Source organism: Mesorhizobium ciceri biovar biserrulae (genome assembly GCF_001618845.1).
GTDB lineage: Bacteria > Pseudomonadota > Alphaproteobacteria > Rhizobiales > Rhizobiaceae > Mesorhizobium > Mesorhizobium ciceri.
This window is the reverse complement of the sequence record NZ_CP015064.1, coordinates 185,159-201,162: the sequence shown is the minus strand read 5'-3', so window position 1 is coordinate 201,162 and position 16,004 is coordinate 185,159. Positions and strand designations below refer to the sequence as shown.

Sequence of the window (16,004 nt, the reverse complement as noted above, 5' to 3'; positions counted from 1 at the left end):
CCACTGCTTGAAGCGCTGCGTGGATGAATTAGTCCATTTTCTCCTGAAATGGAATGTCTGCCTCATTTTTTATGGTGTTCTTGCGCAGGCTCGCTATGATGAGGCACAGAGGACGCTTCACGCATGAGCCTGGACAGAGCGACGATGGACGAACGGGTACCTCGCGATTTCGAGACGCTGCGCACCACCATCCTGGAGCGGCGCGAAAGCCTGCCGAAACGCATCGCCCAGATCGCTGCCCATGCGCTCGACAATCCCGACGATATCGCCTTCGGCACCGCCGCCAGCATCGCCGCTTCGGCGGGCGTGCAGCCTTCGACCCTGATCCGATTTGCCCAGCAGCTTGGCTTCGATGGTTTCACCAGCCTGCAGCAGGTGTTTCGCGAGCGGCTGCGCGAGCGCAACTCATCCTATGACGAAAGGCTGCAGGCGCTGCGCGTCAAGGCTGAGGGAGGCGCCGGCCACCGGGCGATCTTCGACGGCTTCGTCGCCGCCGCCTCGACCTCGCTCAACGACATCTCGCGCACGCTGGACGAAGCGCATCTGGAAGACGCTATTTCCCTGCTGGCAAAGGCGGAAACCATCTATGTGCTGGCCAAGCGGCGCTCCTATCCGGTGGCGTCCTACATCGCCTATGCACTGGGCAAGCTGAAGATCCGCAACCAGCTGATCGAATCGGCGGCCGGGCTGAATGCCGAGATGATCGGCTTCGCCACGCCGGCGGATGCCGTCATCGCCATCTCCTTCTCGCCCTACGCGCCCGCCACGATCGAGGAGGCGCGCAGCATTTCGGAACAGGGCGTGCCGATCGTCGCCATCACCGACAGCTCGTTTTCGCCGCTCGCCCAGTTCGCCAAGGTCTGGTTCGAGGTTGCCGAGGCCGATTTCGCCGGCTTCCGCTCACTGTCGGCGACAATGGCGCTGGCCATGGCGCTGACCGTCGGCGTCGGCGAGAAGCGGCGCGACACGGGCAGGAAGCGCAAGGCCTGATCCACCGCCGAAAAGGTACTTTTCACCGAAGGAATACTCATTCCATATTGACTATCGATTGGAATTATTATTTCATATTCCCGGCGCCACGCTGCCGCTCGCGCGTGTACCCCAACACAACAAGGCCGACGGGAGGTTCCAATGAGCGAAGCCGTGGACGCTGAATACGCGCCGCTCGACGTCATCACCATCGGTCGCGCTTCCGTCGACCTTTACGGCCAGCAGATCGGCTCGCGGCTGGAGGACATCACCTCCTTCGCCAAGTCGGTCGGCGGCTGCCCGGCCAACATCTCGGTCGGCACCGCCAGGCTCGGCCTGCGCTCGGCGCTGCTCACCCGCGTCGGCGACGAGCAGATGGGCCGCTTCATCCGCGAGCAGCTGACGCGTGAAGGCGTCAATGTCGACGGGCTCAAGACCGACAAGGAGCGGCTAACCGCACTGGTGCTGCTGTCGGTCGAGGACGAAGGCGTCTCGCCGATGATCTTCTATCGCTCGGACTGCGCCGACATGGCGCTGGCGCCGGAAGACATCGATGAGGCCTTCATCGCCTCGGCGCGCTCGATCGTCGTCACCGGCACGCATTTTTCCAGGCCCAACAGCGATGCCGCGCAGCGCAAGGCGATCCGCATCATGAAGGCCAAGGGCGGCAAGGTGGTGTTCGACATCGACTACCGGCCGAACCTGTGGGGTCTCGCCGGCCATGCCGAAGGGTTCGAGCGCTATGTGAAATCGGACCGCGTCTCGGCCCAGCTGAAGACGGTGCTGCCCGACTGCGACCTCATCGTCGGCACCGAGGAAGAGATCATGATCGCGTCGGGCGCCGATGATTGCCTGAGCGCCTTGAAGACTATCCGCTCGCTGTCGTCCGCCACCATCGTCCTGAAGCGCGGCGCGATGGGCTGCATCGTCTATGACGGACCGATCAGCGACGATCTCGAGGACGGCGTCGTCGGCAAGGGGTTTCCGATCGAGATCTACAATGTGCTCGGCGCCGGCGACGCCTTCATGTCGGGCTTCCTGCGCGGCTGGCTGGGTGGCGAAGACCATGCGACGGCGGCGACCTGGGCCAATGCCTGCGGCGCCTTCGCCGTGTCGCGGCTGCTCTGCGCGCCGGAATATCCGACCTTCGAGGAGCTGCGGTTCTTCCTCAAGAACGGCAGCAGGCATCTGGCGTTGCGCAAGGACGAGGCGATCAACCACATCCATTGGGCAACGACGCGCCGGCGCGACATTCCCTCGATGATGGCGCTCGCCTGCGACCACCGCGTGCAGCTCGAGGATGTGGCGGCGAAGGCCGGTGCCGATCCCGCACGCATCCAGGATTTCAAGGTGCTGGCGGTCAAGGCGGCGGCGAAGGTTGCCGCCGGCCGCGACGGCTACGGCATGCTGATCGACGAGAAACACGGCCGCAAGGCGATGTTCGAATTCGCCAGGCATTCCTTCGCCTGGCTCGGGCGGCCGGTGGAGCTGCCGGGTTCGCGGCCGCTGCGCTTCGAATTCTCGCAGGACATCGGCTCGCAGCTCACCGAGTGGCCGGTCGACCATTGCATCAAATGCCTGTGCTTCTATCATCCCGACGATCCGGCGGCGCTCAAGGACGAACAGCAGCAGAAGTTGCGCGCGCTGTTCGAAGGCGCGCGGAAGGTAGGCAGGGAGCTTCTCATCGAGATCATTGCCGGCAAGCATGGCAAGCTCGACGACACGACGATCCCACGCGCGCTGGAGGAACTCTATGCGCTCGGCATCAAGCCGGACTGGTGGAAGCTCGAGCCGCAGGCGTCGAGCGGCGCCTGGGCGAAGATCGAGGCCGTGATCCTGAAGCACGACCCCTGGTGCCGCGGCGTCGTGCTGCTGGGCCTGGAAGCGCCGCAGGACGAGCTGGAAGCGGCGTTCGCCGCCACCGCCAAGGCACCCATCGTCAAGGGTTTTGCCGTCGGCCGCACCATCTTCGTCCATGCGGCCGAACAATGGCTGGCCGGCAGGATGTCGGATGACGAGGCGATCGCCGACATGGCGCAGCGCTTCGAACAGTTGACGGATGCGTGGCTTGCCGCGCGCGGCCGCAAGGCGGCATAAGAAGGCGCGGAATAGGACTGCGGAGGAAAACACCATGAGCAAGACAATCCGCCTGACGATGGCGCAGGCGCTGACCCGCTTCCTGTCGCGCCAGATGACTGAGATCGACGGTAGCAAAGTCCCGATCTTCGGCGGCGTCTGGGCGATCTTCGGCCACGGCAATGTCGCCGGCATCGGCGAGGCGCTCTATCAGGTGCGCGACGAACTGCCGACCTTTCGCGCCCACAACGAACAGGCGATGGCGCATGCGGCAATCGCCTACGCCAAGGCCAATTTCCGCCGCCGCTTCATGGCCGCGACCTCTTCGATCGGCCCCGGCGCGCTCAACATGGTGACGGCGGCGGCGCTCGCCCATGTAAACAGGTTGCCCGTCCTGTTTTTGCCAGGCGATGTCTTCGCCAACCGCATCCCCGACCCGGTGCTGCAGCAGGCCGAGGATTTTTCCGACGGCACGGCGACGGTCAACGACTGCTTCCGTCCGGTTTCGCGCTATTTCGACCGCATCACCCGGCCGGAGCAGATCATTCCTGCGCTGAGCCGCGCCATGCAAGTGCTGACCGATCCGGCCGATTGCGGCCCGGTGACGCTGTCGCTCTGCCAGGACGTCCAGGCCGAGGCCTATGACTATCCCGAGAATTTTTTCGCGGAGCGGGTCTGGCACCAGCGCCGGCCGCGCCCGGATCGCCAGGAACTGGCGGCCGCGGTCGCCGCGCTCAAGGGTGCAAAAAAGCCGTTGGTGATCGCCGGCGGTGGCGTCCTCTATTCGCAGGCGTCGGACGAACTGGCGAAATTCGCCGAGGGCGCCGGCATTCCTGTCTGCGAGACGCAAGGCGGCAAATCCTCGCTGCCGGACGACCACCCGCTCAACATGGCGGCGGTCGGCGTCACCGGCACTTCTGCCGCCAACCGGCTGGCTGAGGAAGCCGATGTCGTGCTGGCCATCGGCACGCGCCTGCAGGATTTCACCACCGGTTCGTGGGCGCTGTTCAAGAATTCGGGCAAGACCATCATCGGGCTCAACGTGCAGCCCTTCGATGCCGGCAAGCACCGCGCCCTGCCACTGGTGGCCGATGCGGCCGAGGGCCTGGCGGAACTCGGTGCTGCGCTGAAGGACTGGAAGGCGCCGGCAAGCTGGACCGACAATGCGTCCTCCGGCAAGAAGGCCTGGGCGGTCGAGGCGGCCAAGGTGACGGCGTCGACCAATGCCGCCTATCCGTCCGATGCGCAGGTGATCGGCGCGGTGCAGCGCGCCATGGGCTCCGGTGTGACGCTGCTGAATGCCTCCGGCGGGTTGCCGGGCGAATTGCACAAGCTTTGGCAGGCGGGCGCGCCCGGCTCGTACCATGGCGAATACGGCTTCTCGACCATGGGCTACGAGATTGCCGGCGGGCTCGGCGCCAAGATGGCGAAGCCCGGCGAGGAGATCGTCGTCATGATCGGCGACGGCTCCTACCTGATGATGAATTCGGAGATCGCCACCTCGGTGATGCTCGGCCTCAAGCTGACCATCGTGCTGCTCGACAACCGCGGCTATGGCTGCATCAACCGGCTGCAGATGGCGACCGGCGGCGCCAACTTCAACAATCTGCTGAAGGACTCGCGCCACGAGGTTCTGCCCGACATCGACTTCGCCGCGCATGCGGCGAGCATGGGGGCGATTGCCGAGAAAGTGCCGTCGATCGCCGGGCTGGAAAACGCGCTGGCACAGGCCAGGAAGAATACGCGCACCACGGTGCTCGTCATCGACACCGACCCGCTGGTTTCCACCGATGCCGGCGGTCACTGGTGGGATGTGGCGGTGCCGGAAGTGTCAGTGCGGCCGCAGGTCAACGCGGCGCGCAAGGCGTATGACGAAAAGCGGCAGATGCAGACCATCGGCGATTGATAGAGGCGCCGAAGCTCCTCCTTCTCCCTGTCTCTACACGGGGAGAAGATGCCGGCAGGCAGATGAGGGGCGGCGCCAACGAGCAAGAAACTGTTTTAGGACCGGAGTGACGACTTGAAAGCCAAACTGGGCATGTCCCCCATTGCGTGGTGGAACGACGATCTTGCGGAGCTCAGCGATGACGTGTCGCTGGAAGAATGTCTGCGCCAGTCGCGCTCGGCCGGCTTCACCGGCATGGAGATGGGCCGGCGTTTTCCCAATGACCCCGAAATCATGCTGCCGATCCTCAAGGCCGCCGACGTCACGCTGTGCGGCGGCTGGTTCTCGGGCACGCTGGTCGATGGGGAAATGGCCGACAACAAGGATCGCATCCAGCCGATGATCGACCTGTTCAAGGCGGTGAACGCGCCTTGCATCGTTTATGGCGAGGTTGGCCGTTCGATCCAGGGCGACCGCTCGAAGCCGCTGGCGACCAAGCCGAAGCTGTCGGACGACGAGATGAAGGCTTATGCGAAACGCCTGACCGCGTTTGGCGAATGGTGCGCCGAACAGGGCATGCCGTTGTCCTACCACCACCACATGGCGGCAGTGGTTGAGACCGAGCCGGAACTCGATGCCTTCATGCGCTATTCCGGAGCCGGCATTCCGCTGCTGCTCGATGCAGGCCATCTGGCATTCGCCGGCGGCGACATACTGCGCGCCATCGACAACCATCATACCCGGATCAGCCATGTGCATGTGAAGGACGTCCGCATGGGGGTGATCGAAAAGCTCGACCGCACGAAGCAGTCCTTCCTCGACGCGGTGGCGCTCGGCGCCTTCACCGTGCCGGGCGACGGTTCGCTGGACTTCGGCGCCATCGTGCAGCGCTTCGCCGACCATGGCTATGAGGGCTGGTTCGTGGTCGAGGCCGAGCAGGACCCGAAGAAGAACCCGCCGCTCAGGATGGCGCAAGTGGGCTACAAGGAATTGATGCGCGTCATGACGGCGGCCGGATACACGGTCGAGACGCAAGGCTTTCCAAATGTCTAGTATCCCAATGGCTGGTGCGACGGGTTCCCGGCGAGGCCGATTGCTGTAGATTGGCCCGATGAAAGATTCCGAACACCCCTTCTTCCGGCCTTTGTGGCGGCGTGTCGCCGTCGTCGCGGTCTGTGTCATCTGGTCGATCATCGAGTTCGCCACCGGCACGCCGTTCTGGGGCATGATCGCGCTCGGCTTCGCCGGCTACGCCGTCTGGCAGTTTTTTTATCTCTACAAGCCTGCTGACGAGGCGAGGCCTCCGGTCGGGCCCGAGCCGAAGGAGTGACTGATCGCATGCGTCGGCGGTTAGCTTCCAGTGCTTCTAACTTCGTCATCCTAAGGTCTCCGCGACGGAGCTTCGCTCCTCCTAGGCCCTAGGATGACGAAGTTGAGAGGCTTCGGCCGATCTCGAAGATTTGCGATAGGAGAGACAAAAATGTCGAAGCTGCTCGTCAAAGCCGACAAGGGCCACGGTCGCGTCGCCCATGTGACGCCGAAAAGCGCCGGCTGGACCTATGTCGGTTTCGACCTGCATCGGCTGAAGCCGGGCGAGAGCGCCTCCGGCAAGACGGAGGATCGCGAAGTCTGCCTGGTGTTCGTCACCGGCAAGGGCAAGGCTTCAGCCGGCGGCAAGGAGCTCGGCCTGCTCGGCGAGCGCATGTCGCCCTTCGAGGGCAAGCCGTGGTCGGTCTACGTGCCTGAGGGTTCGGACTGGTCGGTGACCGCGGACACCGAACTGGAACTCGCGGTCTGCTCGGCGCCGGGCCTTGGCGGCCGCCTGCCGGTTCGCGTCATCGGACCGGACGATCTCGGCCAGGAGGTGCGCGGCAAGGGCACCAACACGCGCTATGTCACCAACATATTGCCGGAGGACAAGCCGGCCGATTCGCTGCTGGTGGTCGAGGTCATCACGCCCGGGGGGCATACGTCGAGCTATCCGCCGCACAAGCACGACCAGGACAATCTGCCCGCTGAATCCTACCTCGAGGAAACTTACTATCACCGCCTCAACCCGCCGCAGGGCTTTGCCTTCCAGCGCGTCTACACCGACGCCGACAAGAACGGCCATCGCGCGCTCGACGAAGCAATGGCGATCGAGGATGGCGATGTCGTGCTGGTACCCAGGGGTTATCACCCCTGCGCCGCCTGCCATGGCTACGACCTCTATTATCTCAACGTCATGGCAGGACCGAAGCGGACGTGGAAGTTCCACAATGCGCCCGAGCATGAATGGCTGATGAAGGCCTGATCGGTCGCTGCGTGAGCACTCGCTCCCTGGTCCAGCACGAAAAAATCGTCGGCTAATGACCCCGCCGCAGCGTTTTGTTACCTGAAAGCCAGCAAGGCTTCGTCAATTCGTCATGGAAATCACCTATGGCAGCGAAGCTGACAAGGACTTTCCATGCGCTACGCCCTCTATTTCACTCCCCGGCAGGACGAGCCACTGGCGCGGATTGCCGCCGACTGGCTGGGCCGCGACCCGTTTGGCGCCGCGACGAGGCCGGTCGAAGCGGTGGCCGACCTGTCGGCGGCGGAAGTCGCTTTCCACACCGCTTCGGCGCGCCGCTATGGTTTCCATGCGACGCTGAAAGCACCGTTCCGCCTGGCTGCCAACGAGACGGAAGTCTCGCTGCGCGCCGCACTCGACCATTTTGCCGAGGTGACGCCGGTGGTGACCATCCCCCGTCTCGTGGTCAGCCAGATCGACGGCTTCTTCGCACTGGTGCCGGAAGGGCCAGTGCCTGCGCTCAACCGGTTCGCCGATGACGTGGTGCGCGACTTCGACCGGTTTCGCGCACCGCTGAGCGAGGCGGAAATCGAGCGGCGCAGCCCGGATTCGCTGAAGCCGGCCGAGTTCCGCAATCTCTGCCAATGGGGCTACCCCTATGTCTTCGAAACCTTTCGCTTCCACATGACGCTCTCCGGCCGGGCGGGGTCACAGGAGAGCCCGCGTTTGCGCGCAGCGATCGACAGCCTGTTCGCGGAAGTGCTGCAACAGAAGGTGCTGGTGGATGCGCTGACCTTGTTTGTCGAAACCGAACCGGGTGCGCCGTTCATGGTGCTCTCGCATCACGCGCTCGGGCGCCGCCCGGCCAGAAAAACCGCCTGAAGGACTACCTGAAATGACCGCCGAGACTGTTCTCCACAATGCCCGCATCGTGCTTGCCGACGAGATCGTCGAAGGTTCGCTGGTGCTGCGCGACGGCTTTATCGCCGGCATCGAAGCCGGCGCAAGCTCTGGTTCTAGTCGCACCGGCGAGGATATGGGCGGCGACTATATTATTCCCGGGCTGGTCGAGTTGCACACCGACCATCTCGAAGGCCATTACGCGCCGCGGCCCAAGGTGCGCTGGAATCCGATCGCCGCCGTGCTCGCCCATGACGCGCAGGTGGCAACCGCCGGCATCACCACCGTGCTGGATGCCTTGCGCGTCGGTATGGACGAAGACGCCGACCTGACATCGGCCGACATCCGCAAGCTGGCCGACGCGATCGAGGACAGTGTGAAGCAGGACCGTCTGCGCGCCGACCATTTCATCCACCTGCGCTGCGAGGTTTCGGCTCCGGACTGCCTCAGGGCTTTCGCCAATTTCGACGGCGACGAGCGGGTTAAGCTGGCATCGCTGATGGATCATGCGCCAGGCCAGCGCCAGTTCGTCAATCTCGAAACCTATGCCTACTATTACCAGCGCAAGCTGAAGCTGACCGATCGCGACTTCAAGGTGTTCTGCGAAAAGCGGATGGCCGAATCGGCGCGCAATTCGGCGCCGAACCGAGCGGTGATCGCCGCCGCCTGCCAGGAGCGCGGCATCGTGCTGGCCAGCCACGACGACGCCACATCGGGCCATGTCGACGAAGCCATCGAGCAGGGCGTGCGGGTTGCCGAATTCCCGACCACGGAAGAGGCCGCAAGGGCCTCGAAAGAGGCCGGGATGGGTGTGCTGATGGGCGCGCCAAACGTCATGCGCGGCGCCTCGCATTCGGGCAATGTCTCGGCCCGTACGCTGGCCAGCGACGGCCTGCTCGACATCCTGTCGTCCGACTACATTCCCTTCAGCCTGATCCAGTCGGCGTTCTTCCTCGGCGATGTCGTCGAAGGCATTTCCCTGCCGCAGGCCGTCGCCATGGTGTCGAAGAACCCGGCCGATGCGGTTGGCCTGACCGACCGCGGCGTCATCGAGCAGGGCCGCCGCGCCGATCTGGTACGGGTGCGTGTCGACGACCATGTTCCGGTCGTGCGCACCGTCTGGCGGCAGGGACGCCGGGTGGCATGATGGTGTCGGCACTGATCGAGCGGGAACTTTCGGCCGAGACGTTTCCGATCCGCGATGGCGTTTTCGTCGCCGTCGTCGGCCCAAGCGGCGCCGGCAAGGACACGGTGATCAGCTACGCCCGCAACCATTTTGCCGACGAAACGCGGCTGGAGTTCGTCCGCCGGGTCATCACCAGGCCGAGCGATGCCGCAAGCGAGGATCACGACACGCTGGCCGACGCTGCCTTCGCCGAAGCCGAAGCCGATGGCGCCTTCGCCATTTCCTGGGAAGCACACGGCTTGCGCTACGGCATCCCCGCCGATGTCGACTGGTCTGTCGCCAATGGCCGTGTCGCTGTCGCCAATGTGTCGCGCGCGATCATCCCCTCCTTGCGCGAACGCTATGCCAACCTGGCCGTCGTCGAGATCACTGCCTCGCCTGAAGTGCTGGCCGAGCGTCTGGCGATGCGCGGCCGGGAGTCCCGCGGCGAAGTGCTGGCGCGGCTGGCACGCAGCGCCAATGTCACTCTGTCCGGGCCCGGCGTCACCTCGATCGACAACAGCGGCCCGCGCGAAGCCGCCGGCGAACGCTTCGCCGAGGTGCTGCGCAAGGCGATGGCCTTTTCCGACATGTCGGGCCTGATCTAGGCTAGCTATTCCGCAGCCTGGCCCGCCACGCCCTTGCGGGTGGCGTCGACCATCAGCCGCCGTTCCCGGAACACGCCCCATTGCTGGTCGACCAGCACGCCGATGAGGATGACGCCGCCCATCACCGCGAAGTTGAGCGAGGACGGGATGCCGAGCAGGTTGACGAGATTCTGCAGCTCCTGCAGCAGCACCGTGCCGAGGATGACGCCGATCAGCGAGCCTTCGCCGCCGCGCAACGAGAAGCCGCCGAGCACGGCGGCGGCGATGGCGTAGAGCTCGTAGAACTGGCCGTGGCTGGCCGGCGAGATCGAGCGCGTGTACATGGCGAAATAGATCGCCGACAGCGCCGTCAGCACACCGCAGATGACATAGGCGGCGATGACGACACGGCCGGTGCGGATGCCCGAATATTTCGCCGCCTCCTCGTTCTTGCCGATGGCGTAGAGATAGCGGCCGAACACCGAGCGGTGCAGCACCACCCACATGACGATCGAAATAACGATCAGCGCGATGAAACTGTTCGGCACGCCATAGGAGCGTCCGGCCGTCAGGAATTCGAGCTCGGGAAAATTCTGGCCGAACGCAAAACCCGCCGTGCCGTCGGCGGTGTAGAAGCGGGCGACACCGCGGTAGATCAACAGGCCGCACAAAGTGACGACGAAAGGCTGCAGCTTGAGCCTTGTGATCAGCCAGCCATGCACCAGGCCTATGACGGCGCCGAGGAACAGGATCAGCACGAAGGCCAGCGGCCAGCCCACCTCGCGCACGGCGATGAAGTCGATGAACAGCGTTCCAAGCAGCGCGACCACCGAGCCGACCGACAATTCGATGCCGCCGGTGATGATGACGAAGGCCTGGCCGATCGACAGGATGCCGAACAGACCGATCAGGTTCGAGGTGTTGGCGAGGTTGATCGGCAACAGGAAGCGCGGATTGATGATCGCCACGATCGCCCCGACCACCAGGATCAGGATCAGCAGGCCGAGATCTTTCTTGCTCATCGTCTTCTCCCCAATGCCTGAGCAGATCGCGCTTGCGCGAGACCCCGGCAAAACTACTTCGGCTGCTTGCCCACCGCCAGCAGCAGCACGTTTTCCTGGCTGAACCGGTCCTTGTCGAGAATGCCGGAGATTTGGCCCTCATGCATGACGGCGATGCGGTCGGACACGCCGATCACCTCTTCCATGTCCGACGAGATCATCAGCACGGCGACGCCGGCATCGGCCAATGCGCGCATCAGGCCGTAGATTTCCGCCTTGGCGCCGATGTCGATGCCGCGCGTCGGCTCGTCGAGGATCATCACCTTGGGGTTCATGGCCAGCCACTTGCCGAGCACGACCTTCTGCTGATTGCCGCCCGACAGCGTGCCGGTGCGCGTCTGCACCGAAGGCGCCTTGATGCCGAGATCTTTCTTCTGCTTCTCGGCGGTGGAGGTCTCGGCGCTTGAGGACACCAGGGAGCGGCGCGCATGCGCGGGCAGATTGGGCAGCGAAATGTTCTGAGCGATCGACAGGTCGAGCAGGATACCGGTCAGCTTGCGGTCTTCCGGCACCAGGAAGATGCCGTGCGCGACGGCGTCGGCCGCGGAAGCCAGCGCAAGCGGGTGGCCGTCGAGTTCCAGCGCGCCGCCGAGCTTCGAATCGATGCCGAAGAACACCCGCGCCAGCTCGGTGCGGCCGGAACCGACAAGACCGGCGAGGCCGAGGATTTCGCCGCGCCTGACGTCGAGATCGACCGGGCGGCCGGGATAGGCAGGGGTGCGGATGGCCTTGGCCGCAAGTGCTACGGCGCCGGGCGCACGCGCCGCTTCCGAGGCCTTCTCGCGCTCCTTCAGCATGCGGCCGATCATCAGCTTGACCATCTGGTCGTGGCCGATATCGCTCTTCGGCAAGGTGCCGGCCAGCATGCCGTCGCGCAGCACCACGACGCGGTCGGCGACGCGCTCGACCTCGTGCAGGCGGTGCGAGATGAAGATGACGCTGATGCCGTCGGCCTTCAGCGCCTTGATGACGTCGAGCAATTTGTCGGTCTCGGCGAGCGGCAGGCTCGATGTCGGCTCGTCGAGGATGACCAGACGCGCCTCGATCGACAGCGCCTTGGCGATCTCGACCATCTGCTGCTGCGCCAGCGACAGGGTCGCGACCGGCGTGTCGGCGGAAAAATTGGCGCCGACGCGCTTCAAAAGCGGCGCCACCATGGTGCGCAGCTTTGCGCGGTCGACGAGCTTGAGCGGCCCGGCGCGCAAAGGTTCGCGGCCGAAGAAGATGTTGGCGGCGACGTCCAGATTTTCGAACAAATTGAGTTCCTGGTGGACGAAGGCGATGCCCGATCCCAGGCTGGCTTCGACGGAGAGCCTGTCATGCGCGGTGCCGTCGACGGTGATCGTGCCGCTGTCGGGCCTGGTGACGCCGCCGAGAATCTTCATCAACGTCGATTTGCCGGCGCCGTTTTCGCCGACAAGGCCGATGACCTCGCCCGGCCTGACCTCCATGGAGAAGCCGTCGAGCGCGACGACGCCCGGATAGGTCTTGCGCACGTTCTCAAGGCTGAGGAACGGGGCGGTCACGGATGCAGCAATGGATGTGTCGGAATAATTCATCATGCCTGACAGCGATTGGCGGGCCAATTTCTGAGCATGATCTTTTCCGAGAACCGGCTTCCACTTTTCGGGATCATGCTCTTGGCTTTTGGCAGAGTGACGATCCTCGCGGTGTTCGTCAATGCGAGCAGCCGGCCCAAGCGACGTTGAGCCGGCTGAACTGCTTCAAGTCTTAGTTTCCGGCCATCGCCTTCAGATTGGCGGCGTAGGCGTCGACGTCATCCTTGCCGATGATCTTGGTCGGGATGATGATGAGGTTGCCTTCCGGGATGCCCGACTTGTCGCCCTTGAGATAGGCAGCCATCAGCTTCATGCCCTGATAGGCCCATTCGAAGGGCTGCTGCACGACGGTGGCGGCAATGGTGCCTTCCTTGACGCCGCCCAGCGTGATCGGATCGTCATCGAAGCCGACGACGGTGATCGAGCCGAGCTTGCCGGCATCGCGCAGCGCTTCATAGATGCGCGGCGTGTTGTAGGAGTAGAAGCCGACCATGCAGGTGACGTCGGGGCTGGCGACCAGCGCGTCCTCGACATTCTTCTTGGCGCGCGCCTGGTCGATGTCGTCGCCGCGCACGTCGATCAGCTCGATCTTGGTGCCGGCCAGGCCGTCCTTCATGCCCTGGATGCGCTCGACGAAGCCGAGGCACTTGCCGCCATTGGGCATCGCCTTCTTGGCGATTTCGGCCGCCTGCTTGCCGGCATCGACGTTGGACGAGCCGATATAGGCGACGCGCTTGGTCTGCGGCGCGTCCGAGTCGGTGGTGAAAAGCGCGGTTTCCGAGGCGATCTTGTTGAGGCCATCGGTCGAGGTCTTGGGATCGACGGCCGAGACCATGATGCCCTTGACGCCGGCGGTCACCAGATCGTCCATCAGCCGCTGCTGGATGGCGACCGAGGACTGTTCGGGATATTTGAGCTCGAGCGTATAGTCGGGCAGTTCGCCCTGCGCCTTCTTGACGCCGGCTTCGGCGGCCTTCCAGAAATCGGAAGCGCCGTTGACGACGAAGGCCAGCGTCGGCTTGTCGTCGGCGCGCGCGATTGCCGTGGCCGACAGGCCAAGCAGCAGCGCGGTCGCGGCTACGGATGCATTGCGTATCAAGGATTTCATGTTCAACCTCCCGTTTGGCTCAGTCGTTGGACCGGCCGATCTTGCACTGACCTGATTTGCCGTTTGCAGCGTGGACGCCCTCCTCCTCAAAGGGGTTCCCGGCACCGAAAGAATGGCGTCGTTCCAGCCACGACAGCGACCTTAGAGACTCATCCTTCATTCGTAAATAGTCCGATTTGTCTGACATATCACATATCCGAGACAAGGCTTGCGGAGATAGGATCCGCTCGCCACCGGGCCATTTTTCGTACTCTCCCGCCGCCCCGGACGTGACCGGCCGGATGCGACGATTGACGGTACAGCGCATTTTTGTATTAGTAAACAGTATTAGTTCCGAGCCAATGCCAGCGGTTTCGCGGTGTGCCCGCCGGCATGCCGCCCTCACCGCTGGGCCGCCCCCCGGGCCTTTTGTTAATTGAGCTTTCGCTTGTATGGAGATGCGTGGCGGATGGACCTCCGGCATACTAATAGTTATAAACGAGCTTGACGTTATTCCGATAAATCGACGGGGTCACGCCACCTTGCCGGCCTGACCGGCCAGCCAGACTGGGATTTGCCATGAGCGAGACGACGGATCGGGCCAGCGACACAGCGAGGCGGCGCAAGGCGCCCGCCAAGGGCGCCAAGGGCCGCGTCACCATGATCGATATCGCCAGGGCCGCTGGCTGCTCGCAGGCGACCGTGTCCTTCGTGCTCAACAATTCGCCAGGGATCAAGCTGTCGCAGCAGACCCGCGAACGGGTGATCGAGGCCGCACGGACGCTTGGCTACACCGCGCCCGCTTTCGAGGCGCTTCACCCGGCATTGCCTGCCTTCGAGGGGCCCGCCTTCGAAGGGCTGGACGGGGTGATCGGCTTTGCCGTCGACCAGCTCGCCACCAGCCCCGAAGCCGTGGTCGCCATCGAGGGCGCGCGCCAGGCCTCGTGGAATGCCGGCAACGTGCTTCTGGTGGCGCAGACGCTGGGCGATTCCGTCATGGAGCCGCGCGCCATTTCAGCGCTGACCAAGCGGGGCATTTCGGCGCTGATCTACATGACCATCTTCACCCGCGAGATCACGGCGCCCGACTATCTCTACGGCCTCGACATCCCGGTGATCCTGCTCAACTGCTACACGGCGGACTACGCCTTCCCTGCCGTGGTGCCGAGCGAGATCGCCGGCGGCCAGAGCTCGACCCGCCATTTGATCAGCCACGGCCACCGCCGCATCGCCACCATCACCGGCGAGCCGTGGATGCAGGCGGCACAGGACCGGCTGAAGGGCTACCGCCGCGCGCTCGCCACGGCCGACATTCCGTTCGATCCCGAGCTGGTGGTCGAGGGCGACTGGTCGGCCAGCGCCGGCTATGCCGCCACCGTCAAGCTGCTGGCACTCAGGGACAAGCCCACCGCCATCTTCTGTCAGAACGACCGCACCGCGATCGGCTGCTACGAAGCGCTGAAGGAAGCCGGCCTGCACATTCCGCAAGATATTTCCGTGGTCGGCTACGACGACGAGGAAATCGCCAGGCATCTGTTCCCGCCGCTGACGACCTCGATCCTGCCGCACATGGCGATGGGCCAATGGGCGATCGAACAGCTGGAAGCGCCGGCGGCGCCTGGGCGCGGGCGGTACCCGATCACGAAGCTGGAGTGCCCGCTGGTGGAGCGGGAGAGTGTGCGGGGAGTGGTAGGGTAACGCGACTCGGCGGGCCCGCGCTGGCTTACCTTCGACCGTTAGGGAAACCTGACCAGTGGGACGAAGAGCTGATGGCGGCAATGCAGACGATTCTTGCGCGGAAGGGCGTCAAGGTCGAAGTCCGAGACACTCATTCCCATTGGTGCAACAGACCGGCACGGTTGCGAATTTGGGGTTGGACACGCCGTGCTGGCCAGTGCTGGACACCCCAGCCCGATTACGCTACCGGCACAACAGGAATCCAGCAATTAAGCCTGATGGTCTAGATCGCGAGTGCAGAGCCTGTTCTCGCGCTTCAGGGAGCCCTTTTACCACGGGCATTACTTCTCCTCCGGGCAGTCCAGCAGCTTCGCATGGCGATGCATTTCTTCGCACCATCCGACAAGGCGGGCTTGAACCATTCCGCTTTGTCTTTCTTCAGGCCTTCGGCACTGGTCCGCTAACCTTGCCCTGCACGCGGTCCCACAGGCACTTGCGTCTGCCGAACTTGAAATTGAGGTTGACGGTGCCGACTTGCGGAATCGGCTTTCGTTTCCTCGAGAAAGCAAAAAGCCCGCCACCTTTCGGCAGCGGGCTTTCCAAAACTGTAGCTCTCTTGGTTAATCGATAATCCCGGATGAGCTGGGCGAAGCCGTCACTGACGACAGTCGCTCACGCTTCGTGAAAACGGGCTTCTGATAGATTTTCTTCATCGACATTCCCCTTTGCCAATAATGTGTCACTCTTTGCCTTCCGCCGGGCAGCG

Annotated in this window: 13 protein-coding genes; 10 read left to right on the top strand and 3 right to left on the bottom strand. The window is 64.0% G+C overall.

Features of this window, described 5'->3' with window-relative positions; genetic code table 11:
- Positions 1 to 144 precede the first annotated feature (144 nt).
- From A4R29_RS00995 to phnN, 9 genes are all read left to right on the top strand, one after another.
- Complete coding sequence (locus A4R29_RS00995) at positions 145 to 990, top strand: MurR/RpiR family transcriptional regulator (RefSeq protein ID WP_024502014.1); 846 nt, start codon at positions 145 to 147, stop codon at positions 988 to 990.
- A gap of 141 nt (positions 991 to 1,131) precedes the next feature.
- A complete protein-coding gene (locus A4R29_RS00990; protein ID WP_024502015.1) occupies positions 1,132 to 3,066 on the top strand; it encodes a bifunctional 5-dehydro-2-deoxygluconokinase/5-dehydro-2-deoxyphosphogluconate aldolase in 1,935 nt (644 codons plus the stop codon).
- A gap of 34 nt (positions 3,067 to 3,100) precedes the next feature.
- Entirely contained in the window at positions 3,101 to 4,951 is a 1,851-nt protein-coding gene (iolD, locus tag A4R29_RS00985) for a 3D-(3,5/4)-trihydroxycyclohexane-1,2-dione acylhydrolase (decyclizing) (RefSeq protein WP_063173517.1), read from the top strand.
- A gap of 114 nt (positions 4,952 to 5,065) precedes the next feature.
- Positions 5,066 to 5,983, top strand: a complete 918-nt coding sequence (iolE, locus tag A4R29_RS00980) for a myo-inosose-2 dehydratase (protein ID WP_063170984.1) — start codon at positions 5,066 to 5,068, stop codon at positions 5,981 to 5,983.
- Between the two features lie 58 nt (positions 5,984 to 6,041).
- Positions 6,042 to 6,260, top strand: a complete 219-nt coding sequence (locus A4R29_RS00975) for a hypothetical protein (protein ID WP_027161053.1) — start codon at positions 6,042 to 6,044, stop codon at positions 6,258 to 6,260.
- A 150-nt stretch (positions 6,261 to 6,410) separates the two neighbouring features.
- Positions 6,411 to 7,223, top strand: a complete 813-nt coding sequence (gene iolB / locus A4R29_RS00970) for a 5-deoxy-glucuronate isomerase (RefSeq protein WP_063170983.1) — start codon at positions 6,411 to 6,413, stop codon at positions 7,221 to 7,223.
- Between the two features lie 153 nt (positions 7,224 to 7,376).
- Positions 7,377 to 8,084 carry a DUF1045 domain-containing protein gene (locus A4R29_RS00965; protein WP_013528376.1) on the top strand — a complete coding sequence of 236 codons (708 nt, stop codon included), beginning with the start codon at positions 7,377 to 7,379 and terminating at the stop codon, positions 8,082 to 8,084.
- 13 nt (positions 8,085 to 8,097) lie between these two features.
- Positions 8,098 to 9,249 (top strand): alpha-D-ribose 1-methylphosphonate 5-triphosphate diphosphatase, encoded by a 1,152-nt coding sequence (locus A4R29_RS00960; protein ID WP_013528377.1) that lies wholly within the window; start codon positions 8,098 to 8,100, stop codon positions 9,247 to 9,249.
- The gene (phnN, locus tag A4R29_RS00955) at positions 9,246 to 9,875 is read left to right on the top strand and encodes a phosphonate metabolism protein/1,5-bisphosphokinase (PRPP-forming) PhnN (protein WP_063170982.1); all 630 of its coding nucleotides are present in this window, start codon (positions 9,246 to 9,248) and stop codon (positions 9,873 to 9,875) included. Before A4R29_RS00960 ends, phnN begins: the two co-directional genes overlap by 4 nt.
- A 5-nt stretch (positions 9,876 to 9,880) precedes the next feature.
- Here phnN and A4R29_RS00950 read toward each other — a convergent pair whose 3' ends face one another.
- The 3 genes from A4R29_RS00950 to A4R29_RS00940 all read right to left on the bottom strand — a co-directional run bounded on the left by A4R29_RS00950 (position 9,881) and on the right by A4R29_RS00940 (position 13,582).
- Complete coding sequence (locus A4R29_RS00950) at positions 9,881 to 10,876, bottom strand: ABC transporter permease (protein ID WP_063170981.1); 996 nt, start codon at positions 10,874 to 10,876, stop codon at positions 9,881 to 9,883.
- A gap of 53 nt (positions 10,877 to 10,929) precedes the next feature.
- Positions 10,930 to 12,474 carry a sugar ABC transporter ATP-binding protein gene (locus tag A4R29_RS00945; RefSeq protein WP_082827518.1) on the bottom strand — a complete coding sequence of 515 codons (1,545 nt, stop codon included), beginning with the start codon at positions 12,472 to 12,474 and terminating at the stop codon, positions 10,930 to 10,932.
- Positions 12,475 to 12,646: 172 nt separating this feature from the next.
- Entirely contained in the window at positions 12,647 to 13,582 is a 936-nt protein-coding gene (locus A4R29_RS00940; RefSeq protein ID WP_063173516.1) for a sugar-binding protein, read from the bottom strand.
- A gap of 558 nt (positions 13,583 to 14,140) precedes the next feature.
- On the opposite strand from A4R29_RS00940, the gene A4R29_RS00935 reads away from it, so the two are divergent.
- Positions 14,141 to 15,259 (top strand): LacI family DNA-binding transcriptional regulator, encoded by a 1,119-nt coding sequence (locus A4R29_RS00935; protein ID WP_024502024.1) that lies wholly within the window; start codon positions 14,141 to 14,143, stop codon positions 15,257 to 15,259.
- The last annotated feature ends 745 nt before the right edge of the window (positions 15,260 to 16,004 follow it).

Coding starts and splice junctions, on each gene's coding strand:
- A4R29_RS00945 (WP_082827518.1), bottom strand. CDS start 12,474: ATGAATTATTCCGACACATCCATTGCTGCATCCGTGACCGCCCCGTTC.
- A4R29_RS00935 (WP_024502024.1), top strand. CDS start 14,141: ATGAGCGAGACGACGGATCGGGCCAGCGACACAGCGAGGCGGCGCAAG.
- iolD (WP_063173517.1), top strand. CDS start 3,101: ATGAGCAAGACAATCCGCCTGACGATGGCGCAGGCGCTGACCCGCTTC.
- A4R29_RS00965 (WP_013528376.1), top strand. CDS start 7,377: ATGCGCTACGCCCTCTATTTCACTCCCCGGCAGGACGAGCCACTGGCG.
- A4R29_RS00995 (WP_024502014.1), top strand. CDS start 145: ATGGACGAACGGGTACCTCGCGATTTCGAGACGCTGCGCACCACCATC.
- A4R29_RS00975 (WP_027161053.1), top strand. CDS start 6,042: ATGAAAGATTCCGAACACCCCTTCTTCCGGCCTTTGTGGCGGCGTGTC.
- iolB (WP_063170983.1), top strand. CDS start 6,411: ATGTCGAAGCTGCTCGTCAAAGCCGACAAGGGCCACGGTCGCGTCGCC.
- A4R29_RS00940 (WP_063173516.1), bottom strand. CDS start 13,582: ATGAAATCCTTGATACGCAATGCATCCGTAGCCGCGACCGCGCTGCTG.
- phnN (WP_063170982.1), top strand. CDS start 9,246: ATGATGGTGTCGGCACTGATCGAGCGGGAACTTTCGGCCGAGACGTTT.
- A4R29_RS00990 (WP_024502015.1), top strand. CDS start 1,132: ATGAGCGAAGCCGTGGACGCTGAATACGCGCCGCTCGACGTCATCACC.
- A4R29_RS00960 (WP_013528377.1), top strand. CDS start 8,098: ATGACCGCCGAGACTGTTCTCCACAATGCCCGCATCGTGCTTGCCGAC.
- A4R29_RS00950 (WP_063170981.1), bottom strand. CDS start 10,876: ATGAGCAAGAAAGATCTCGGCCTGCTGATCCTGATCCTGGTGGTCGGG.